The sequence below is a fragment of the Nocardia sp. NPDC003693 genome (assembly GCF_053981095.1).
In genome coordinates this window covers 163,953-183,997 of the sequence record NZ_JBSFNO010000005.1, presented here as the reverse complement: position 1 = coordinate 183,997, position 20,045 = coordinate 163,953, and the positions used below count along the sequence as shown (strand labels likewise).

Sequence of the window (20,045 nt, the reverse complement as noted above, 5' to 3'; positions counted from 1 at the left end):
TGGCCGGCACGCCCGGAAGCGGAACCCCCTGAGCCGGACCGGACCTCGACGACTCCGACACTGACCCGCTCGCTGCGAAACCGGCCGGACAGTCAGGGGCGGCGGGCTCGGAAGCGGAACATCGTCGGGTTCGAGCGGACCTCTATGTCGGTGAAGCCCGCGGACTCCAGGCGGGCGGGGAGGATCGTGGGCGGGACGGGGACGCAGACGTCGTTCATGTGCATCAGGCGGAAGGGGAGGGTGTCGCGGCCGTCTATGCCGGCGAACACCCCGCCGTGGCGCAGGACGCGGAACGGCTCGGTGAAGAGGGCGTCCTGGCGGGCGGGAGTGGGGACGTGGTGGAACATCGTGAAGGCGACCACGGCGCTGAAGTCGTTGTCCGGCAGGGGCATCGCGGTGCCGTCGCCGTGCACGAGGTCCAGGCGGGGGTGGCGGGCGCGGAGGCGGGCGGCCAGGGCGGCATCGATCTCCAGGCCGGACAGGACCGCGGTGCGGGTGCGCAGGGCCGCGACGTCGGCGCCGTAGCCGGGTCGTTCTCTGTCGCGGTGTCCACCGCCGAGGGTGTCGGTGGCCGGCGCTACGGTCGAGCCATGGCGAACGCGCGGTACGGCTTCGACGGGGAGCTATGGGAGTGGGAGGGCAAGGCCTCGTGGCATTTCGTGAGCGTGCCGGAGGAACTCGCCGATGAGATCGAGGCGCTGCACGGGCACAACGCCAACGGGTTCGGGTCGGTGAAGGTGCACGCGACCGTCGGGAAGACCACCTGGACCACGTCCATGTTCCCGGACAAGAAGCGGGCCACGTACATCCTGCCGGTGAAGAAGCCGGTCCGCGTCGCCGAGGATCTGGTCGCCGGCGAGGCGCTGCACGTGGACATCGAGATCGCCGAGAGCTGAGCCCGCGCCGAGCCGGCGAGGGCGGGCGGCAGCGCGGAACCGGGCTCTGTACCAGGCGTCCGGCCGGGTCAGGGCACGAGGATCCCGGCGGCCGAGTTCGCAGCGGGTCCGCGGCGAGCGGACCGGTATGCGCCTGCCGCGAACCGGGTCGCGGCTACGAACGTCTCAGCGCCGCGATGCGCTCGACCAACTGGTCGGCGGTCGCCAGCGCGGTCGGCGGCCCGCCGCACTCGCGGCGCAGGTCGCCGTGAATCACCCCGTGCGGCTTGCCGGTCCGGTGATGATGCATCGCCACCAGGCTGTTCAGCTCGCGCCGCAGCTCGCCCAGTTTGTCGGCGGTGGCGGCCCGCTCGGCCGCGGCGACCCCGCCCGCGCCACCCGGCCGCCCGGAATCGGCTGCCGCACTGCGTTCCTGGAGCTGGCGGCTCTGCCGGTCCTGCAGCAGGGTGCGCATCTGGTCGGCGTCGAGCAGCCCCGGAATCCCGAGGTAGTCGGCTTCCTCGTCACTGCCGGAGAAGGTCGCGGTGCCGAAGGAATCGCCGTCGTAGATGACCTGATCGAGCTCGGCGTCCGCGGCCAGCGCGACGAACTTCTTCTCCTCCTCGCCGGGCTCGTCCTTCTGCTTGTTGGCGTCGATGAGGAGCTCGTCCTCGAGCGAGTTGGCCTCGCGATGCGGCTTGCCGATCACGTGGTCGCGCTGCACCTCGAGCTGCGCGGCGAGGTCGAGCAGCACCGGCACCGAGGGCAGGAAGACGCTCGCGGTCTCCCCCGTTCTGCGCGCACGCACGAACCGGCCGATGGCCTGCGCGAAATACAGCGGCGTCGACGCGCTGGTGGCGTACACGCCGACCGCCAGGCGCGGCACGTCCACGCCCTCGGACACCATGCGCACCGCGACCATCCACGGGTCGGTGCTGTTACTGAATTCGCCGATCCGATCCGAGGAGCCGGGATCGTCCGAGAGCACCACGGTCGGCTTGGTGCCCGAAATATGTTCGAGCAGTTCGGCGTAATCGCGCGCCTTGTCCTGGTCGGTGGCGATGACCAGGCCGCCCGCGTCCGGCATGCCGGTGGCGCGCAGCTGGCGCAGCCGGGTGTCGGCGGCCTGCAGCACCTTGGACATCCAGTCCCCGGCGGGGTCCAGGGCGGTGCGCCACGCACGCGCGGTGTGCTCGGGGCTCAGCGGCTCGCCCAGACGCGCGGAGTACTCGTCGCCGGCGCTGTCGCGCCAGTGCGCCTCACCGGAGTAGGCGAGGAAGACCACCGGCCGCACGACGCCGTCGGCCAGCGCCTCGGAATAGCCGTAGGTGTGGTCCGCGCGTGACTTCTCGAAACCCGACTCGTCGGCCTCGTAGGTGATGAACGGAATCTTGGAGTCGTCGCTGCGGAACGGGGTGCCGGTGAGCGAGAGCCGCCGGGTGGCGTCACCGAACGCCTCCTCGACCGCGTCACCCCAGCTCTTGGCGTCACCGGCGTGGTGCACCTCGTCCATGATCACCAGCGTGCGCCGGTTCTCGGTGCGCACCCGGTGCTTGAAGGGGTGCGAGGCGACCTGCGCGTAGGTGACCACGACACCGTGGTAGTCCGCCGAGGTGGACCCGGTGGTGTTGGAGAAGTTCGAGTCCAGCTGCAGGCCGATGCGCGCCGCCGAGGCCGCCCACTGGTGTTTGAGATGCTCGGTCGGCGCGATCACCGTCACCTGATCGACCGTGCGGTCGGTGAGCAGCTCCGAGGCCACGCGCAGCGCGAAGGTCGTCTTGCCGGCGCCCGGCGTGGCGACGGCGAGGAAATCGCGGGGCTTGCTCGTCAAATATTTGGTGAGAGCCCTGCGCTGCCATGCACGTAACGAACCGCCACCACCCGAAGTCACTCGGTAGAGAGTAGCGATCGGAACCGACACTCCACCAATCCGACACAGCACCGAGTAGTGCCGCACGACACATCATGGGTCCGCGCACATTCGAAACCCTGGTGGGAGATGCTGTAGCAACGATGAACGAGCACGAGAATCCCCCGCAACACGCCGACGCCCCCGCGCCGGACGGGACGAGCGTGCGCGCCGCCACGCGCTGGGGACGCATTCGTCAGCTCATCGCCCATGTCGCGGTGAAGGCGTGGAACGACTCGATCTTCGCGAAGTCGGCGGCGGCGGCGTTTTGGCAGACGTTGTCGCTGGCCCCGCTGCTGCTGGGCCTGCTGGGCAGTCTCGGCTACGTCGGGCACTGGTTCGGGCCGAACACCGTCGGCATCGTGGAATCGAAGATCATCACCTTCAGCCGCGAGCTGTTCAGCCCGAGCGTGGTCGACGATCTCATCGCACCCACCGTCACCGACGTGCTCAAACGCGGGCACAGCGGGGTGGTCTCGGTCGGTTTCGTGCTGTCGCTGTGGGCCGGGTCCTCGGCCATGGCGACCTTCGTGGACGCCATCACCGCCGCGCACGGGCAGGCCAACGCCCGGCACCCGGTCTGGCAGCGCATCTTCGCGCTGTGGCTGTACGTGCTGTTCCTGGTGGCCTCGGTGCTGATTCTGCCGCTGGTGGCGCTGGGACCCTCGCTCATCGGGCGCGTGCTGCCCTCGGGCTGGCGCGAACCCGGCCTGCGGCTCATCGACTCGTTCTACTACCCGGGTGTGGGCCTGCTGCTCATCGCGGGTCTGGCCACGCTGTACAAGCTCGCGCTGCACCGCACGCTGCCGTTCCATCGCCTGTTCGGCGGCGCGCTGGTGGCGGGTGTGTTCTTCATGACGGCCAGCGAGGGGCTGCGCAGATACCTGTCCTGGATCACCAGAACCGGGATCAGCTACGGCGCGCTCGCCACGCCCATCGCGTTCCTGCTGTTCACGTTCTTCCTCGGTTTCGCGGTCATCCTGGGCGCGGAGTTCAACGCCAGCGTGCAGGAGTTCTGGCCGGCCCGTGACACCCGCATGGCCCAGATCCGGCGGTGGTGGGAGGCGCGCAAACGAAGACGCGAGGCCGAAGCGGGCACCGCCGATCCGGAGATCGGCCCCGCGCGGCCGCCGGTGCGGATCTCGAAGGACACCCGGCCCGAGCCCGGCCAGACCCATGATCACGCCGGAACCGGCCGCGACGGCGACGGCAGACTGTTCCCGTCGGGGAGCAGATGACGGTACGACAAAGGGCGGCGGAGCACATGCCCCACCACCCTTGCGCAGGTCTGTGACTACCCGACTCGCGCGAACCTAGCGCTGCTGATGAGCGCGCTGGCGCTGCTCGTCGAGTTCGGCCTGAGTCCGTTCCTTCTCGGCCTCGGCTTCCTTCTTCGCCGCGTCGCGCTGCGACTGCGCCTTGTCCTGCTGGCTACGGCCTTCTTCCCGCAGACCCTCGTTGCCGAAGACGGTGCCGGCGGCCTCCTTGGCCTTGCCCTTCACACCCTCGACGGCGCCTTCGAAGCCTTCGCGCGGGCCACTCTTGTCATGTTCGGACATGGGATGTTCCTCCCGATCGATTAACAGTGACATTCCGGGCCTACCCGTGAGTTCGCCCCCGAAACAGATTCTGGGACACCGAGATTCGGATCACCCCGGCCGCACGCCGCACCGCACGCGCGCGCGGGCGGATCGAGCTGAGTAGGCTGAACCCGCCGGTCCGGCCTCCGCGTTCGCTCGAGCTGGGAGAATCCGCGTGCCACCTACCGCCCGTACGACGAACAGCACCTTCGACTCGCTCATCGCGCGGGCCGACGACTCGATGTGGATCGTCACCACGGTCGCCGACGGCGAGCGTGCGGGCTGCCTGATGGGTTTCGGCACCCAGGTGAGCATCACCCCGCGCCGGTTTCTGGCCTGCCTGTCCAAGCGCAACCACACGTACGGCGTGGCGACCCGCGCCCAGCATCTGGCACTGCAACTGCTCCCGGCGGAGGGTTTGGCCCTCGCGCAACTCTTCGGTGCCGAAACCGGCACGGAGATAAACAAATTCGAGCACAGCGAGTGGCAGGAAGGTCCGCATTCGCTGCCGATTCTCACGGCGGTGTCGGGCTGGTTCACCGGCGAGATCGTGCAGACGACCGATCTGGGTGACCACGTCGGCTTCCTGCTCGCCCCCACCGCCGCCGATGTGCCGGTGGACGAGACCGCGCAGCCGCTGCGTTTCGCCGCGGTCGCGGATCTGCGCCCGGGTCATCGGGCCTGACGCCCGGCATCCGATCCCACACGCTCGCCTCGCCATCGAGGTGACCGTCGCCGTTGACGGTGTGCGGTCCGGAAGCCGCGCCGCCGTGGCGGAGCGGTGAGCTCTTCGAGCGCCATAAATCGGACATTGAACGCATACCCCGCGAGGTCCGGATCAATCCGCCGTGCCACGCACCGCCCGCGCGATTAGCCCGCGACGAACCGGCTACCCCGGCGATACGGCCATTCCCAACCGGCCGGTTCCCGATCACCTGGAGGGAAGATGGATCAGAGTCGCGCTCCGGTTCTCGACGCACTCGCCGACTACCACCGGACCGACCGCTACGGCTTCACCCCGCCCGGCCATCGCCAGGGCCGCGGCGCCGATCCACGCGTGAACGCCGTGCTCGGGGACGCCCTGCGCGCCGACGTGCTCGCCGCGCCCGGCATGGACGATCGGCTCTCGCGCGGCCGGCATCTGAGCGAGGCCGAGGAACTGATGGCCGACGCGGTGGGCGCGGACTACGCCTTCTTCTCCACCTGCGGCAGTTCGCTCTCGGTCAAGGCGGCCATGCTCGCGGTAGCCGGGGGCGACGGCGGGCTCATTCTGGGCCGCGACAGCCACAAATCCATCGTCGCCGGACTGATCTTCTCCGGGGTGTCCCCGCTGTGGATTCCGCCGAGATGGGATGCGGAACGGCACCTTTCGCATCCGCCGTCACCCGAACAGGTCCGCGAGGCGTGGCGGCGCAACCCGGATGCCGCCGGCGCGCTCATCGTCAGCCCCAGCCCGTACGGCACCTGCGCGGACATCGCCGCGATCGCCGATATCTGCCACGAGTACGGCAGGCCCCTCATCGTGGACGAGGCGTGGGGCGCGCACCTGCCGTTCCACGAGGATCTGCCGACGTGGGCCATGGACGCGGGCGCGGACGTGTGCGTGGTCAGCGTGCACAAGATGGGCGCGGGTTTCGAGCAGGGCTCGGTGTTCCACGTGCAGGGCGATCTCGTCGACCGGAAACACCTGAGCCAGTGCGCCGATCTGCTCATGACGACCAGTCCCAATGTCCTGCTGTACGCCGCCATCGACGGCTGGCGACGGCACATGGCCGAGCAGGGCCATGAATTGCTGTCCGCCGCATTGGATACCGCCGAGCGCGCCCGTGAGGCGCTGGCCCGGATCCCGGGCATATCGGTGATGCACGACGAGCTGCTGGGCGCCGAGGCCTCGCACGATCTGGATCGGCTCCAGGTCTTGATGGACGTATCCGACACGGGCGCAACGGGTTACGAGGTCGCGGACTGGGTGCGCGAACACCGCAAGCTCGATCTGGGGCTGAGCGACCACCGCCGGATACTGGCCACCCTGTCGATGGCGGACGACAAGTCCACCATCGACGCCCTGGTCGAGGCGCTCACCGCCTGGCGTCTGCAACTGAAAGATCCCGTCCCCCATGACATCCGGCTGCCCTCGCCCCGCGAGTTACAGCTGGAGTCGGTGCTGCTGCCCCGCGACGCCTTCTTCGGCCCCTGCGAGGCCGTGCCGATCGAGCAGGCCCCCGGCCGCATCGCCGCCGAACAGGTCACGCCCTATCCGCCCGGCATCCCGGTCATCGTCCCGGGAGAGTTGATCGACACCGCCGTCGTGGACTACCTGCGCTCGGGCAAGGCCGCCGGCATGAACATCCCCGACCCCGCCGACCCCGATCTGAACACCCTGCGTGTCGTCGCCCGGTGAGCCGGCCCGCGGACGCCGGGCGATATTTGTCAGTGGCGGGCGAAGAGGGCGTCGGCGTAGTCCGCGTCGGCGGGGCGGCCACGGCCCGAACGGCTTCCGGTGTACGCCCATTCACGGACGGCGGCCAGAGACCTGGGCAGCAGGTCGACGCCCGTCGGTCGGTTGCGGACCGGATCGAAGTAGGTGGGCGCGGCGCCGACTTCCAGTTCACTGACCACCAGGTGGGCCAGTGTGCGTTCCGGACCGCTGCGCGGGGCGGCGGTCAACTCGAATCCGCTGCCGCCGTCGCTCACACCGGCGGTGAAGTCGGACAGGTCGGCGGTGTCGGGCTGCGGGGCGGCCGGTCGCGCACCGATCCACAGCGCGGGTCCGTCCTCGAAGCTGTAGGGCATGAGGCTGCCGTAGCGGGCGGATTCCCAGCCGCGCGCGGGCAGCGGAAGCAGGCGGGTGGCCGCCCCGGAGCCGGTGGTCGCAAGGACCAGATCCCAGGGCCGCTCGTCCCGGTCCAGTACGCGGATCGCCAGCCCGAGCACGTCAGGAATTCCGCCCGGCAGCCCGGTGCCTTTCGAAATCCGCACCGCCGCAGGCCGTTCCGAGGTTCCGATCAGCTTCTCGAACTGCGGGTCCACGACGTGCAGCATGCCCGCGAGGGGCGCGCCGTTCGGGTGGAACACCCGCCCCCGCCGCAGCCGTGCCGCCGCGGCGAAGAGGCCGGAAACACTGTTGTCGATCACACCCACGGGGTCCTCCTGAACGGGTTCTGCGGTCGTTCGAGTGGCAATACCCCGGCGCACCGCGACGAATCGGGGTCCGACGGCGCCCGCACCGCGCTTTCCCGGTTCCGACCGGGCGGTGTGTATTCGTGCCGGAAATGGGAACACCCACGTCGGCAGGTCCTGTCCATCGATTCGCGAAGGAGTCGTCATGGTCGACGAGAGTGTGTATCGGGTGCAATTCGTTGCGGGATGCCCGCCCACCGGCGACGCCTTCGACGAGCGCCTGCACGAGCTCGGCGGGATGCTCGTGTACGGCGCCTATCCGGGGCCGGTGGTGGTCTCGCTGACCGCGCCGGCGGCCGCGGAGCTCACCGAGTCGGATCTGGTGGACAGCGTGGAGAGCGTCACCGGCGAGGTCGCGGTGTCCTGACGACGGGCCCGGCGGCCCCCGCCCCATGACGTTCCCGAGCGAACAGGAGTGAGCGGTGAGGTTCGGATACACCCTGATGACAGAGCAGAGCGGCCCGCGCGAGCTGGTCCGCTACGCGGTGGCCGCCGAAGCGGCCGGTTTCGACTTCCTGGTCAGCAGCGACCACTATTCACCCTGGCTGGCCGAACAGGGCCATGCCCCGCACGCCTGGACGATGCTCGGCGCGGTCGCGCAGGCGACCCGCCACATCCCCTTCATGACCTACGTGACCTGCCCGACCATGCGCTATCACCCCGCGCTGGTCGCGCAGCAGGCCGCGACCCTGCAAATCCTGGCCGAGGGCCGCTTCACGCTCGGCCTCGGCAGCGGGGAGAGCCTCAACGAGCACGTGATCGGCGCCGGGTGGCCCGGGCTGGAGGAACGCCAGGATCGGCTGGCCGAGGCCATCGGCATCATTCGCGCGCTGCATTCGGGCGAGACGGTGGACATGCACGGGCACTGGTACCGAATCGACGCGGCGAAGATCTGGGATCTGCCGCGGGAGCCGATCCCGATCGCCGTCGCGGTCTCCGGGGACAGGTCGGTGCGGCGGTTCGCGCCGCTGGCCGACGAGATGATCAGCACCAGTCCGGAGCGGGCGCTGGTCGAGTCCTGGCGCGCCGCACGCGATTCCGATGCCACGGCGCGCGTCACCGGGCAGCTCCCCATCAGCTGGGACCCCGACCGCGATGCGGCGGTGCGCCGCGCGCACGAGCAGTTCCGCTGGTCCGCCGGCGGCTGGGACGTGAACGCGAACCTGCCCACCCCGGCGGGATTCGCCGCCGCGACCGAGTTCGTCCGGCCCGAGGACATCGCCGAAACCATCCCGTGCGGACCCGATCTCGACGCCGTCGTCGCGGCGGCGCGGCAGTTCACGGACGCCGGATTCACCGATCTCGCCCTCGTCCAGGTCGGCGACGAGCAGCAGGATCGGTTCCTCGCCGAGGCGGCCGAGCCGCTGCTGGCGGCCCTGCGGGCGCTCGACGGTGACCGCTGATCCGGCTCAGGTTCCCGACGGAAGCCGTTCGTGCAGGGTGAGCAGCACGTGATCGAAAGCGGCCACGGTGACCGGGGACTCGGCCGGCACCGCCGAAAGCTCGAGGATCAACTGCTCGGCCAGCAACCGCAGTTTCACGTTGGCTTCCTGGGACCGCCACGCGAGCACGCTGAACGCCTGCTCCGCGCTGATGCGGTACATGCGCATGAGCACGCCCTTGGCCTGTTCGATCACCGCGCGCGCCTGCACCAGTTCGGGCAGGCGCTCGTCGACCGCTACCTGTTCGGCCGAAGCCAGGGTCTCGCTGAGATCGATGTAGAAACCGCTGGTGCCCACGGAATTTCCGTCATCGCCGACGATGCGGTCCGCGACCACCATGACGGTGTGTTCCTGCCCCTCGGTGTCCAGGAACCGATGCCTGCTGGAAAACGGCAGGCCCTGCTCGATGGAACGCCCGATCGACGCCGCCACCAGTTCGCGATCGTCCGGATGTTTGTGTGCCAGGAGCAGTTCGGTGGTCGGCTCGATCTGGCCGGGTGCGTACCCGTGCATGCGGTACAGCTCGGGTGACCATTCCCAGCGCTGGGAGGCGAACCAGAACCGGAAGCTGCCCGTCATCGGCCCGGTACGCGGGGGCGATGTCTGCGCCCCGGCGAGGTCCGTCCGCGGCTCGGGTGCGCGCCCGCGATGCGAGGTGGGCAGGTGCGGGCGATGCTCGCGCGTCATCGGATGTCCCTCCTGTTCGGATGACGTCGTTTATGGTTCGCCTTGCATAGAATATCTATGGCAAAAGGTACAGATTTCTTTTAGCATCGATGCGATAAAGTCGCAATACCTACCCAGAGAGTTTCTCGCGCACGCCGAGGAGGACTGCCCGTGCCCGATCCCGGGGCGCCCCTACCCGACCCTCACCTGCCCGATGCCGCGCGCGGCGTCTACGGCATCTCGGTGGCCGCCGAGCTGGCCGGCATCAGCGTGCAGACCCTGCGCCTGTACGAGCAGCACGGCCTGCTCACCCCCGCGCGCAGCGCGGGCGGCACCCGCCGATTCAGCGGCGACGACCTGGCCCGCCTGCGCCGCATCACCGACCTGACCGACCAGGGCGTGAACCTGGCCGCCATCGCCAGGATTCTCGATCTCGAGGATTCGAACGCCGACCTCACCGCCGACAACCGGCGTCTGGCCGACGACAACCAGCGCCTGCGCGACCAGTCCTGACCCGGCGGCCCGCGTTCAGCCGGCGGAGCGCCGGCGCCTGCGATGGCTGGTGTCGCAGAGCGGATAGATCGCGGATCGCCGGCACAGGCACAGCGCGATCACGCACCGATCGCAGTGGATGACGCGACCGTCCGCGGTCACCAGGTCCAGCGGACCTTCGACCATCGCGGGGCCGTCGGCCGTATAGGTGACCGTGCGCCGGTCACGTGCGGGGTCGGTCGGCACGGATCACCACCAGTTCCTCACGGTTTTGGCCGGGCCGGATGAGACCGCGATCAACCAGCCATCCCGCCCGTTCACGCAGCACCGGCCCGAATGGAACGCTCGCGCGAGCGACCGTCGCGGCCTTCAGACCGGTGGTCCGCAACCGTGTCAGCGTCTCGTCGACGCCGCACATCGCGGAGTGGACCATCAGTAATGTTCCTGTGCCGGAAAGTATTTCAGGCATCAGTCGGCAGAGGGAGTCGATCAGCGAGCGCCCGTCGACACCGGCGTCCCAGCTCCGCGCCGCGCCGCGCGGCGGCTCGGCGTCACCGCACGGCACGTAGGGCGGATTGGCCAGCACCAGGTCGAAACGCCGACCGCGCAGAACGGAGCGGAAGTCGCCGCGCACGAGTTCGATGTCGACCCCGCGCAGGCGGCTGTTCAGCCACGCCGAGGCGAGCGCACCGCGCGAGATGTCCACCGCCGTAACGGTTGCGACGGGCAGGCGGGCGGCCGAAATGGCGAGCGCCCCGGTGCCTGTGCAGACATCCAGGACACGACTGCGGGGCGGGATGCCCGCCACCGCCAGCGCACCGGCGAGCAATCGGGTGTCGGCCTGCGGCCGATACACCCCGGGCGTTCGCATCAACATCACGAATGCCGAGTAGCCCGAAATTCGCCGCCTACTCGAGAATCGGCGAGGGAATCGTCGCCGGCACGTTCGGGCAGCACCGGTTCGAGCAGGGATGTGCGGCCCGCGCGCCAGCAGCCCAGCACGTGGCCGGCGAAACGATTCTCGAGCAGTTCGGTGGCGCGGATCCCGAAGACGATCGAGGCCGCAAGTTCCGGTTCGGCCGCGAGCAGGTCCCCGATGACCTCGCGCCGCATGAGCTGTTCGTGCACGGCGTCGGCCTCCACGTGCTCGCTGTAGAAGAACACGCAGTCCGGGTCCGCGTCGAGCCGTCGCAGCGCGTCCACCATGCGGCGGGACGCGGGCGAGGAGGTGATCTCGACCGTCGCGAAATGCCCGACGGCCGCGCCGCGCAACGACCGCCGCAGCCCGAACAGCGACATCATGTTCACCAGGGCGAGCATGGGCGCGGGCACCACCTCGAGGTAGCTCAGGTAGCCCGCGTCCAAGCCCGCCCCCGCCAGCAGGTTCGCGTACAGCCGCTGGTGCACGCGCTCGCCGTGCCCGCCGCCGAACTCGTCGAATTCGACCGCGACCAGCGCCGCCTTGGCCTGCCCGCGCAGGCGCGGAATCAGCCACGCGTACGGGTCGGCCTCCTGGTGGTGCAGGATCGAGCGGTGCACGAGGTACTCGCGCAGGTGCCAGGGCGCGCCCTCGTCGCGCAGGAACGCGCCCACCCCCGACTCCTCGTCCGGCACGATCAGCAAGTCGTCGAGTTCGGTGGCGACGTCGTCACCCACCGCGGTATCGGCCCGCAACGCCGCCAGGAAACTCCGTTCCCAGCGCGCCCGGACGGCCAGCAGCCCCGGATCCCACTCCCAGTCCGGATCGACTCCGATCAGCCCGTCGTAGTGCAGCGCGTACAGGGTGTGCAGCGCCGACTGCAGGTCCCGGCCGTAGGGATCGGCGCCCTGGTCCGCGATCGGTGTCGCCGTTCCCGGCACATTCCGCAGCGTCTCTACCACCCACCCCGATAGTTCGCCGCAGGGTTGCGGTAAAGCTCTCTCCACGCTTGCGGGCCGCATGCTCATCTCCTCGGAACGGGAACGGGCGCTGTTCCCCGCCTACCCGCCGGCGCACGATTCATGCGGCCCGCACCCGTCACCGGGGACGCGCGCCGGTCACTGCTCCGCGTTGCGGGCGAGCATGTCCCAGGCCAGGGACCGGTAGGTCTCGTCGACCCAGGGGCAGGCCAGGACGAGATGGCAGAACGAGTCCAGGATCGACACCGCGCGGGAGCTCGCGGCGTGACACAGATCGACGAAGCGGAAGCAGATCGCGAAGCCGATGTCCTCCCGAGTGTCCGGGTCGGTCCAGGCGACCGTGACCAGAGCCATCGCGGCGGCCTCGCAGACCCAGTCCTCCGGACCGTGGAGCAGATCGAAAAGCGCTGTGCGCCGGATTGATTCGAGCCACGGCTGCTCCACGCCATGATGGGCCACACCCAGGCACGCGAACACCTGAACGGCACGGATCCACAGATCGGGATTGCGGACCAGGTAGGGATGCCCGGCCTCGTCGTCGCGTGGCGCGGGCGGACGCGCCAGGGCTCCGAGGAGACCGGGCAGGGAGATGTCGGACAGCGCGACGGCGTGGTCGTAGGCGGCGATCGGATGCGGCCAGCTCAACTGCGCTGTGCGCCTGATCTTCTCGGCCGACTCGGGTAATGGGCGCAAGAACACCGGCTCGGCGATCCGGGCATCGTCCTTGTAGCGCCAGACCTCGATACCGGACCGGTCCCAGTCGGCGGTGCCGGTCCGGGGGTCCGGGAATCCGACGTCCGTGACGGTGATCTCGGCGCGCGGGATCACCCGGCGCACGGTCATCAGCGCGCTCGGCGGTTCGATCGCCGACACCGTGCACTCGATCTCGATCGATTCCGGATCCGCCACCTGGTCGAGCACCTGGCGCAGCACGTTCATGATCGATTCGGTCGACGCGTGGACGCCGCCGAGCCAGGGCAGGTCTGCGCAGAAACGCGCGAGGAGGTCGGCGGCGTAGCGGTGCTCGGGGTACTCGCGCAGGTGGTCGGCCAGGGCGACCAGATGCTTTGTGTCCCGGTCGATTCGATAGCGCAGCCCGAGCAGCGCCGGCGCGGCCTTCTCGTGATCGGGCGTGGTCTCGACCACCCGCAGCAGCCACGGCAGCCCGAGCTCGGGGTGACCGGTGTCGGCGTGCAGTTCGGCGAGGTCGACGCGCAGGTAGTCGTCGGAGGGATCGCGGCGCAACTGTTCGGTCCACACCGCGATCGCCTCGGGCGCGCGGTCCATCGCGCGGTACACGTTCCCGAGCATGATGCTCGACATCCGCCCCGGGTCCAGGCGATACGCCCGTTCCGCGAAGGACTCCGCGCGCCCGAACGCGGTCATGCGCCGCGCCAGCCCGGAACCGATCGCCAGCAGGCCGGCGTCGTGCGCGTGCAGTTCGACCGCGGCGCACAGCACCCGGTACAGCGGCGCCATCGCCGTGCGATCGGGCTCGGCCACCGGTTCGGGCAGTTCTCGATTGAGCGCGAGCAGCGCGTTCAGAATCGTGTCCGCGCCCAATTCGCCCGCCAGTCCGGGCCGTTCGAGCCACGGCACCCGCGACCACGGCAGGCTCGGGTCGTAGGCGACGACCTGGGCGAGCAGGGACACCGCGGCGTCGACCTGCCCGGCCGCCGCCAGCAGGTGGGTCCGCGCGGCCATCGCGCCGATGTAGGGCCGGTCCGGCGGGTACAGCGCCAGCGCGGACTCGGGTCCCCCGGCCGCCGCCCCCAGCCTCGCCAGTACCTCGTGCGCCTCCGGCAGCCCGGGGTCCAGGTGCAGCGCCCCGGCGATGTGGTCCGCCGCGTGCGCGAGGTCCCCGCCGTCGAGCGCGAGCACCGCCACCGCGACCTCGCCCTGCGCCTCGACCCGGTTGTCGCCGAGCCCGTCGTTCGTATCCGATACCGCTGCCATCGCTCCCCATCGTTCGCCAGATCCGGACCATGATGTCGGACCGCGCCGCCATCTCGCCAGCCGCGAATATCACTGGCGCGGTGGGGATCCCGTCCCGCGACGGCCACCCGTACCGCGCGTGCGCGCCGTGGCGGACCTCACAATCGGTGCCCGATGGGAAGTGGGGGCGGACGCGTCGACGAAGATGGTCGTGCGAAATTTTCGAGCGCAAGGAGAAATAGTGGAACGCATCGGCGTGATCGGCGGCGGCACCATGGGTGCCGGTATCGCCGAGGTGGCTGCCCGCAACGGCAGCTCGGTCCTGGTTCTCGAACGTGACACCGAGGCGGCCGACGCGGCCGTGGGCCGCATCGAGAAGTCCCTGGCGCGGGCGGTGAAGTCCGGCCGCCTCGAGCAGGCCGACGCCGACGCCGCCCGGGCGCGCATCACCCTCACCACCGCCATCGACGACTTCGCGGACCGCGAGCTGGTCATCGAGGCCGCGCCGGAGATCGAGTCGCTCAAGGCCGACTTCTTCACCAAGCTCGACGGCATCGTCTCCCCCGAGACCATCCTGGCCACCAACACCTCCTCGATCCCGGTGATCCGGCTGGCCAACGCCACCGCGAACCCGGCCCGCGTGGTGGGCGTGCACTTCTTCAACCCGGTGCCGGTGCTGCCGCTGGTGGAGATCGTGGTGACCCTCAAGACCGATCGCGCGGTCGTGGACAAGGTGACCGCCTACGCGCGCGACGTGCTGGGCAAGCGCACCATCGAGTCCAAGGATCAGGCGGGCTTCATCGTCAACGCCCTGCTGATTCCGTACCTGTGCAGCGCGATTCGCATGTTCGAGACCGGTTTCGCCTCGGCCGAGGACATCGACGAGGGCATGGTCAGCGGCTGCGCCCACCCGATGGGCCCGCTGCGCCTGTGCGACACCGTCGGCCTGGACGTGACCCTGGCCGTCGCCGAGTCCCTCTACGCCGAGTTCGGCGAGCCCCAGTACGCGCCGCCGGTGCTGCTGCGCCGCATGGTGGACGCGGGCTACCTCGGCCGCAAGACCGGCCGGGGCTTCTACACCTACTGAGTCCGGCAGACCCGAGTTCGCCACGAGGCGCCCGAAGCGATTCGGGCGCCTCGTGCGTTGCGGGCCCCGGCCGCTCGGCGCGGCCATGGATTTCGTCACGATCGACAGCGCGTCCCGCACCGTGGCCCCGCCACCACCCGGCCCTGCGCCTGACCCCCGCTGAATCCGACGCCAAGGAACTGCTGAACCTCTGGGCGCACACAGCCCGGTTCAGCAGTTCACCGCTCGATCAGCTAGTCCTTCTTCATCATTTCGTAGACCTTCTTGCAATCCGGGCAGACCGGGGAACCGGGCTTGGCCGAACGCGTGACCGGGAAGACCTCGCCGCAGAGGGCGACGACGTGGGTGCCCATGACCGCGCTCTCGGCGATCTTGTTCTTCTTCACGTAGTGGAAGACCTTGGGCGCGTCGTTGTCGGTCGTCTCGTCGGTGGTCGTATCCGGGCGGACCAGGGTGTCTGTGCTCACCCCGTCCATGATGCCAGCCCGCGGCCGGCGCATCACCGTTACCACCGCCATGTGCATTCGGCGAGCCGGAGTGCAAGACTCGGGTAATGCAGCGTGACGGCGATTCTCAGGCCGAGGTCAGCGGCGGCGGCGACCGCCCCGAGGCGGAAATCCTCCCACCCGGCTCGATGCCTATGCCCGAGCGCAAGTCACAGGGCTTCTTCGTCGGTGAGAAGGAGCACCCGGCCCTGATCACCGAGGCCGCGACCTCGCTGGACCAGCAGCATCGCAACCGCGTCCGGCGCTACGTCATGATCATGGCTTTCCGGATCCCCTGCCTGGTCGGCGCCGCGATCGCCTACACCCTGTGGGAGAACTGGGTGATCTCGCTGCTCATCATCGGCGTGTCGATTCCGCTGCCGTGGATCGCGGTGCTGATCGCCAACGACCGGCCGCCGCGCACCAAGGAGGAGCCCAGCCGCTGGGACGGGCGGCGCGAGGAGCAGGCCGCGCTCGAAGCCCGCTCACATCGCACCATCGAATCCTGACGCCCGTTCCCTGTGACGCCCGTCAATTCGCCGCCGCGGGCAACCGCCGGATGCTCACCGACATGAGCGCCGCCAGCGCGCACAACCCGCCGGCGATGTACCAGGCCAGGGTGTAGCTGCCCTGCAGATCGCGGATCAGGCCCGCACCGAAGGCCGCGATCGCCGCCCCCACCTGATGCGAGGCGAAGATCCACCCGAAGGCCACCGGCCCGTCGTCCCCGAAATGCGCCCGACACAGCGCCACCGTCGGCGGCACGGTCGCGATCCAGTCCAGCCCGTAGAAGATGACGAACGCCCACATGCTCGGCTCGACGTCCGGCGCGAAGAGCGCGGGCAGGACGAGCAGCGACAGCCCGCGCAGCGAGTAGTACACGACCAGCAGGTAGCGCGAGTCGACGCGATCGGTGAACCAGCCCGAGGCGATGGTGCCCGCCACGTCGAACACCCCGATGAGCGCCAACAGCCCGGCCGCCGTGGTGGCGGGCATGCCGTGATCGTGGGCCGCGCTCACGAAATGCGTGCCGATGAGCCCGTTGGTGGACATGCCGCAGATGGCGAATCCGCCTGCGAGCAACCAGAACACGGGCTTGCGCACGATGGTCCCGAGCACGGTGAGCGCGCGCAGCGCCCCGCCGGGCGCGGGATTGCGCACCCCGACCGTGCTGCCGGGCTCGGCCCCGTACGCGGTGACGCCGATATCGCTGGGATAGTCGCGAATGAAGAGCCACACCAGCGGCACGACCCCCAGCGCCAGGCCCGCCACCACCAGAGACGGTGCGCGCCAACCGTGATCGTTGGCCAGCGCCGCGACAAGCGGCAGGAACACCAGCTGCCCGGCCGCCCCCGCCGCGGTGAGCACGCCGGTGACGAGCCCCCGCTGTGCGACGAACCACCGCCCGGTGATCGTCGCCACGAACGGCATGGACATCGACCCGACGCCGACCCCGACCAGCAGTCCCCAGGTCACCATGAGCTGCCACGGCTGGGTCATGAATACGGTCAGCCCCGCGCCCGCCGCCACCAGCACCAGCGCGCAGGCCACCACCCGGCGGATGCCGAACCGGTCCATCAGTGCCGCCGCGAACGGCGAAATCAGTCCGTACAGCAGCACGTTCACCGAGACGGCCGCCCCGATGGTGCCGTGCGACCAGCCGAACTCGTCGTGCAGCGGCGCCATGAGCACCCCGGGCACCGACCGGAAGGCCGCCGCGCCCACCAGCGCGACGAAGCCGACGGCCGCCACGATCCACGCCGGATGCAGCCAGGCAGGGCGGCCGCCGCCGGCGACCGCGACCCGATCCGTCCCCGGAGCGGCGTCGGCCCGGTCCCGCGACGCGTCGCCGGAGCCATCCGACGCCGCGGATTCCCGCGGTACGACACCTGGCGCGCCGTCGAATGTCGGTGCCCCTGATTCGAGGGCCGGGTCGTCTCGGAGTTCGCTCACCGATCGAGCCTGACCGACGCGCGCCTCGCGCACGAGTGGCCTGAATGACACAATGCATCGATATCCGGCCAAAGATGCGTCGCCGGCCGAGGATTCGAAGGGATGCCGCGATGCCCGAACCACACCTGGTGGCCGTGCTGGCGCTGGAACCGATCGTCGGCTTCGACATGACCATCCCGCCGCTGGTGCTCGGCGCCGCGCGGGACGAGGCGGGCAATCCGCTCTACGACGTGCGCGTGTGCGGCCTCGGCACCGGGCCGGTGGCCTCCACCAACGGCTACGCCGTCGTCCCCGAGTGCGGCCCGGAGCTGCTGGCCCGCGCGAGCACCGTCATCGTGCCCGGCACCCGCGTCGCCGGACCCCGGACCCGGGGCCTGCTCGACCCCGACCTCGCCGCCGCCCTGGCCACGATCGCGCCCGGAACCCGCATCGTATCCATCTGCACCGGCGCGTTCGTGCTCGGCGCAGCCGGCCTGCTGGACGGCAGGCGCGCGACCACGCACTGGAAGTTCGCGGAGATGTTCCGCTCGCTCTACCCACGCGTCCACCTGGATGAGAACCTGTTGTTCGTGCAGGACGAGAATGTCTGGACCGCAGCGGGTTTGGCGGCGGGCATCGACCTGTGCCTGCATCTGATCCGCACCGATCACGGCAGCGCCGCCGCCAACCACGCGGCCCGCTACTGCGTGGTGCCGCCGTGGCGCGAGGGCGGTCAGTCCCAGTTCATCGAACGGCACGTGCCCGAGCCCGGCGTCGACGGCACCGCCCCGACCCGCCTGTGGGCGCTGCATCACCTCGACCACGAGCTGGATCTGGCCGCGCTGGCCGCGCACGCGCACATGAGCGTGCGCACCTTCACCCGCCGCTTCAAGGCCGAGACCGGAATGGCTCCCGGGGCATGGGTGTTGCAGCAGCGCCTGCGGCACGCCCGGCACCTGTTGGAGACCACCGACCTGACCATCGACGACGTGGCGCGCCGCGCGGGCATGGGCGCCGCCGCCGCGCTGCGCCATCACATGCGCGCCGAACTCGGCGTGCCACCGCTGGCCTACCGCAAGACCTTTCGCGAACACTGGGAGACGGCATGACAATTCGCTGGATCTGGGCCTTCCTCGACCGTCCCGCAGCGCATTTCGACGAATGCGCCGAGTTCTGGACCACGGTCACCGGCACTCACCTGTCACCCCGGCGCGGCGCGGAGGGCCAATTCGTCACGCTGCTACCGGATTCCGGCACGCCCGCGGTGAAGATGCAGGTGCTGGAGGGCGCACCGCGCGTGCACCTGGATCTCGACGTCGACGATGTCCGGGCCGAGGCCGAGCGTGCCGTCCGCCTGGGCGCGACGCCGGTCCTGGAGCAGCCGAGCTACACCGTGCTGCGCTCCCCGCACGGTATGACCTTCTGCTTCACCACCGCCGAGGACGGCGTCGGCGAGCGGTCCCCCGCGTTCACCGCGCCCGGCGGCGAGCAGACCCGCCTGGACCAGATCTGCCTCGACATCGGCCCGTCCGATCATGCCGAGGAGGCCCGGTTCTGGACCGAATTGACCGGCTGGACACCGCATTCGAGCACCCTGCCGGAATACTCGCGCCTGAAACCCGACCCCGCGCTGCCGCTGGGTCTGCTGCTGCAGAAGCTCGGCACGGATCGCCCGACCTCGGCCCATATCGACCTGGCCTGCACCGACATCGAAGCCAGTGCGGCCTGGCACGCCGAACTCGGCGCGAAACGGATCGAGACCGGCCGCAGCTGGATCGTCATGGCGGATCCGGCCGGTCAGCCGTACTGCCTGACGAGCAGGCCGCCGGTCTGACACCTTTCGGCTCAGCCGAAGCCGGGTAGCGGCCGCCGGTGCGCCGAATTCGCCAGTGCCTCCAGGCCGTCGAGGAATCGTTCGACGCTCTCGGACCTGGGACGCCGGTCGTCGGCGGGCTCGCGCGCGCCCTCCCCGGCGAGGTCGACCAGGGCCGCCGACAGGTCGGTCTCGAGATCGCGCACGCGCTGTTCGCTCGAGTACAGGATCAACTCGCCCCGCCGCCGTATCCGGTCGACCTCCTCCGCCGCGGCCTGGCGCATCTGCTCGAGGATGCTCTCGGCGTCGGCGCGCGCGTCCGCGCGCATACCGTCGAGTTCGGCCCGGGCTTCGGCGAGTGCGCTGTCGTAGGCGGCTTTGACGTCGACCAGCTGATCGGTCGGCGCTTCGGCGTCCGCGAGCCGACGCCGAATGGCGCCCCGGGCCGATTCCACGACCGTGCGCACCGGCGGGACAACGCTTTTCATCGACGCGCCCAGCACCACCGCGACAATGATGTGGCCGCCCAGGGACAGTCGGCCCATCACACCCGTGGCCGACATTACAAGTACGCCGAACGCGGCCGTGACAACGGCCACCCGGCAGATCCGCGACACTTTGACGACCACGAGAACACCGCCTTGCCGACGATCCCAGCAACCATGGGATCCACCATGATCGAACGATACACCCGCGAACCAGGTTGGGTTACAACAATTCTGGGCTCACCTGCGCGTCCGCGCGTGTCCC

At 69.9% G+C, this 20,045-nt stretch carries 23 protein-coding genes; 11 read left to right on the top strand and 12 right to left on the bottom strand.

Features of this window, described 5'->3' with window-relative positions; all coding sequences use genetic code 11:
• Positions 1-92: 92 nt before the first annotated feature.
• On the bottom strand, positions 93-467 hold the full coding sequence (locus ACWDOP_RS08980) for a class I SAM-dependent methyltransferase (protein WP_456344686.1): 375 nt from the start codon (positions 465-467) through the stop codon (positions 93-95).
• Between ACWDOP_RS08980 and ACWDOP_RS08975 the strand changes: the two genes are divergently transcribed.
• Positions 408-896: a DUF1905 domain-containing protein gene (locus tag ACWDOP_RS08975; protein ID WP_456344615.1), complete on the top strand. Its 489-nt coding sequence runs from the start codon at positions 408-410 to the stop codon at positions 894-896. The genes ACWDOP_RS08980 and ACWDOP_RS08975 overlap by 60 nt on opposite strands.
• A 154-nt stretch (positions 897-1,050) precedes the next feature.
• Here ACWDOP_RS08975 and ACWDOP_RS08970 read toward each other — a convergent pair whose 3' ends face one another.
• Positions 1,051-2,766, bottom strand: a complete 1,716-nt coding sequence (locus ACWDOP_RS08970; protein WP_456344614.1) for a DEAD/DEAH box helicase — start codon at positions 2,764-2,766, stop codon at positions 1,051-1,053.
• 122 nt (positions 2,767-2,888) lie between these two features.
• On the opposite strand from ACWDOP_RS08970, the gene ACWDOP_RS08965 reads away from it, so the two are divergent.
• A complete protein-coding gene (locus ACWDOP_RS08965; RefSeq protein WP_456344613.1) occupies positions 2,889-4,022 on the top strand; it encodes a YihY/virulence factor BrkB family protein in 1,134 nt (377 codons plus the stop codon).
• Between the two features lie 75 nt (positions 4,023-4,097).
• On the opposite strand, the gene mbp1 is transcribed toward ACWDOP_RS08965, so the two are convergent.
• Complete coding sequence (mbp1, locus tag ACWDOP_RS08960; RefSeq protein ID WP_456344612.1) at positions 4,098-4,343, bottom strand: microaggregate-binding protein 1; 246 nt, start codon at positions 4,341-4,343, stop codon at positions 4,098-4,100.
• A 196-nt stretch (positions 4,344-4,539) separates the two neighbouring features.
• Between mbp1 and ACWDOP_RS08955 the strand changes: the two genes are divergently transcribed.
• A complete protein-coding gene (locus ACWDOP_RS08955) occupies positions 4,540-5,049 on the top strand; it encodes a flavin reductase family protein (protein ID WP_456344611.1) in 510 nt (169 codons plus the stop codon).
• A 261-nt stretch (positions 5,050-5,310) separates the two neighbouring features.
• Positions 5,311-6,765, top strand: coding sequence for an aminotransferase class I/II-fold pyridoxal phosphate-dependent enzyme (locus ACWDOP_RS08950; protein WP_456344610.1), 1,455 nt, complete (start codon positions 5,311-5,313; stop codon positions 6,763-6,765).
• 29 nt (positions 6,766-6,794) lie between these two features.
• On the opposite strand, the gene ACWDOP_RS08945 is transcribed toward ACWDOP_RS08950, so the two are convergent.
• Positions 6,795-7,505, bottom strand: coding sequence for a phosphodiesterase (locus tag ACWDOP_RS08945; protein WP_456344609.1), 711 nt, complete (start codon positions 7,503-7,505; stop codon positions 6,795-6,797).
• 184 nt (positions 7,506-7,689) lie between these two features.
• Between ACWDOP_RS08945 and ACWDOP_RS08940 the strand changes: the two genes are divergently transcribed.
• Together ACWDOP_RS08940 and ACWDOP_RS08935 are read left to right on the top strand one after the other, a co-directional pair.
• Positions 7,690-7,911: a hypothetical protein gene (locus tag ACWDOP_RS08940; RefSeq protein WP_456344608.1), complete on the top strand. Its 222-nt coding sequence runs from the start codon at positions 7,690-7,692 to the stop codon at positions 7,909-7,911.
• Positions 7,912-7,966: 55 nt separating this feature from the next.
• Positions 7,967-8,947 (top strand): TIGR03557 family F420-dependent LLM class oxidoreductase, encoded by a 981-nt coding sequence (locus ACWDOP_RS08935; protein WP_456344607.1) that lies wholly within the window; start codon positions 7,967-7,969, stop codon positions 8,945-8,947.
• A 6-nt stretch (positions 8,948-8,953) separates the two neighbouring features.
• On the opposite strand, the gene ACWDOP_RS08930 is transcribed toward ACWDOP_RS08935, so the two are convergent.
• Positions 8,954-9,673 carry a PAS and ANTAR domain-containing protein gene (locus ACWDOP_RS08930; protein ID WP_456344606.1) on the bottom strand — a complete coding sequence of 240 codons (720 nt, stop codon included), beginning with the start codon at positions 9,671-9,673 and terminating at the stop codon, positions 8,954-8,956.
• 150 nt (positions 9,674-9,823) lie between these two features.
• Here ACWDOP_RS08930 and ACWDOP_RS08925 point away from each other — a divergent pair, with 150 nt between their 5' ends.
• Entirely contained in the window at positions 9,824-10,165 is a 342-nt protein-coding gene (locus tag ACWDOP_RS08925; RefSeq protein WP_454201902.1) for a MerR family transcriptional regulator, read from the top strand.
• 15 nt (positions 10,166-10,180) lie between these two features.
• Here ACWDOP_RS08925 and ACWDOP_RS08920 read toward each other — a convergent pair whose 3' ends face one another.
• From ACWDOP_RS08920 to ACWDOP_RS08905, 4 genes are all read right to left on the bottom strand, one after another.
• A complete protein-coding gene (locus tag ACWDOP_RS08920) occupies positions 10,181-10,390 on the bottom strand; it encodes a CDGSH iron-sulfur domain-containing protein (protein ID WP_456344605.1) in 210 nt (69 codons plus the stop codon).
• Positions 10,368-11,021 (bottom strand): HemK2/MTQ2 family protein methyltransferase, encoded by a 654-nt coding sequence (locus ACWDOP_RS08915; protein ID WP_456344685.1) that lies wholly within the window; start codon positions 11,019-11,021, stop codon positions 10,368-10,370. The genes ACWDOP_RS08920 and ACWDOP_RS08915 overlap by 23 nt, the downstream gene beginning before the upstream one ends.
• The gene (locus ACWDOP_RS08910) at positions 11,021-12,091 is read right to left on the bottom strand and encodes an iron-containing redox enzyme family protein (RefSeq protein ID WP_456344604.1); all 1,071 of its coding nucleotides are present in this window, start codon (positions 12,089-12,091) and stop codon (positions 11,021-11,023) included. The genes ACWDOP_RS08915 and ACWDOP_RS08910 overlap by 1 nt, the downstream gene beginning before the upstream one ends.
• 90 nt (positions 12,092-12,181) lie before the next feature.
• Complete coding sequence (locus ACWDOP_RS08905) at positions 12,182-13,999, bottom strand: tetratricopeptide repeat protein (protein ID WP_456344603.1); 1,818 nt, start codon at positions 13,997-13,999, stop codon at positions 12,182-12,184.
• 220 nt (positions 14,000-14,219) lie between these two features.
• Between ACWDOP_RS08905 and ACWDOP_RS08900 the strand changes: the two genes are divergently transcribed.
• Positions 14,220-15,065, top strand: coding sequence for a 3-hydroxybutyryl-CoA dehydrogenase (locus ACWDOP_RS08900; protein ID WP_454201900.1), 846 nt, complete (start codon positions 14,220-14,222; stop codon positions 15,063-15,065).
• A gap of 233 nt (positions 15,066-15,298) precedes the next feature.
• Here ACWDOP_RS08900 and ACWDOP_RS08895 read toward each other — a convergent pair whose 3' ends face one another.
• Positions 15,299-15,532 carry a DUF3039 domain-containing protein gene (locus tag ACWDOP_RS08895; protein WP_454201899.1) on the bottom strand — a complete coding sequence of 78 codons (234 nt, stop codon included), beginning with the start codon at positions 15,530-15,532 and terminating at the stop codon, positions 15,299-15,301.
• Between the two features lie 167 nt (positions 15,533-15,699).
• On the opposite strand from ACWDOP_RS08895, the gene ACWDOP_RS08890 reads away from it, so the two are divergent.
• Complete coding sequence (locus ACWDOP_RS08890; RefSeq protein ID WP_454202260.1) at positions 15,700-16,059, top strand: DUF3099 domain-containing protein; 360 nt, start codon at positions 15,700-15,702, stop codon at positions 16,057-16,059.
• Between the two features lie 22 nt (positions 16,060-16,081).
• Here ACWDOP_RS08890 and ACWDOP_RS08885 read toward each other — a convergent pair whose 3' ends face one another.
• Positions 16,082-17,320, bottom strand: coding sequence for an MFS transporter (locus ACWDOP_RS08885; protein WP_456344684.1), 1,239 nt, complete (start codon positions 17,318-17,320; stop codon positions 16,082-16,084).
• 293 nt (positions 17,321-17,613) lie between these two features.
• On the opposite strand from ACWDOP_RS08885, the gene ACWDOP_RS08880 reads away from it, so the two are divergent.
• Together ACWDOP_RS08880 and ACWDOP_RS08875 are read left to right on the top strand one after the other, a co-directional pair.
• Entirely contained in the window at positions 17,614-18,591 is a 978-nt protein-coding gene (locus tag ACWDOP_RS08880) for a GlxA family transcriptional regulator (RefSeq protein WP_456344602.1), read from the top strand.
• Positions 18,588-19,316, top strand: a complete 729-nt coding sequence (locus ACWDOP_RS08875) for a VOC family protein (RefSeq protein WP_456344601.1) — start codon at positions 18,588-18,590, stop codon at positions 19,314-19,316. The genes ACWDOP_RS08880 and ACWDOP_RS08875 overlap by 4 nt, the downstream gene beginning before the upstream one ends.
• Positions 19,317-19,327: 11 nt before the next feature.
• Here ACWDOP_RS08875 and ACWDOP_RS08870 read toward each other — a convergent pair whose 3' ends face one another.
• Positions 19,328-19,924 carry a F0F1 ATP synthase subunit B family protein gene (locus ACWDOP_RS08870; protein WP_456344600.1) on the bottom strand — a complete coding sequence of 199 codons (597 nt, stop codon included), beginning with the start codon at positions 19,922-19,924 and terminating at the stop codon, positions 19,328-19,330.
• Between the last annotated feature and the right edge of the window lie 121 nt (positions 19,925-20,045).

What these genes read in the sequence shown, in the direction of transcription:
- ACWDOP_RS08965 (WP_456344613.1), top strand. Translation starts at nt 2,889, where the DNA reads ATGAACGAGCACGAGAATCCCCCGCAACACGCCGACGCCCCCGCGCCG.
- mbp1 (WP_456344612.1), bottom strand. Translation starts at nt 4,343, where the DNA reads ATGTCCGAACATGACAAGAGTGGCCCGCGCGAAGGCTTCGAAGGCGCC.
- ACWDOP_RS08950 (WP_456344610.1), top strand. Translation starts at nt 5,311, where the DNA reads ATGGATCAGAGTCGCGCTCCGGTTCTCGACGCACTCGCCGACTACCAC.
- ACWDOP_RS08940 (WP_456344608.1), top strand. Translation starts at nt 7,690, where the DNA reads ATGGTCGACGAGAGTGTGTATCGGGTGCAATTCGTTGCGGGATGCCCG.
- ACWDOP_RS08930 (WP_456344606.1), bottom strand. Translation starts at nt 9,673, where the DNA reads ATGACGCGCGAGCATCGCCCGCACCTGCCCACCTCGCATCGCGGGCGC.
- ACWDOP_RS08915 (WP_456344685.1), bottom strand. Translation starts at nt 11,021, where the DNA reads ATGTTGATGCGAACGCCCGGGGTGTATCGGCCGCAGGCCGACACCCGA.
- ACWDOP_RS08910 (WP_456344604.1), bottom strand. Translation starts at nt 12,091, where the DNA reads ATGAGCATGCGGCCCGCAAGCGTGGAGAGAGCTTTACCGCAACCCTGC.
- ACWDOP_RS08905 (WP_456344603.1), bottom strand. Translation starts at nt 13,999, where the DNA reads ATGGCAGCGGTATCGGATACGAACGACGGGCTCGGCGACAACCGGGTC.
- ACWDOP_RS08890 (WP_454202260.1), top strand. Translation starts at nt 15,700, where the DNA reads ATGCCTATGCCCGAGCGCAAGTCACAGGGCTTCTTCGTCGGTGAGAAG.
- ACWDOP_RS08880 (WP_456344602.1), top strand. Translation starts at nt 17,614, where the DNA reads ATGCCCGAACCACACCTGGTGGCCGTGCTGGCGCTGGAACCGATCGTC.
- ACWDOP_RS08875 (WP_456344601.1), top strand. Translation starts at nt 18,588, where the DNA reads ATGACAATTCGCTGGATCTGGGCCTTCCTCGACCGTCCCGCAGCGCAT.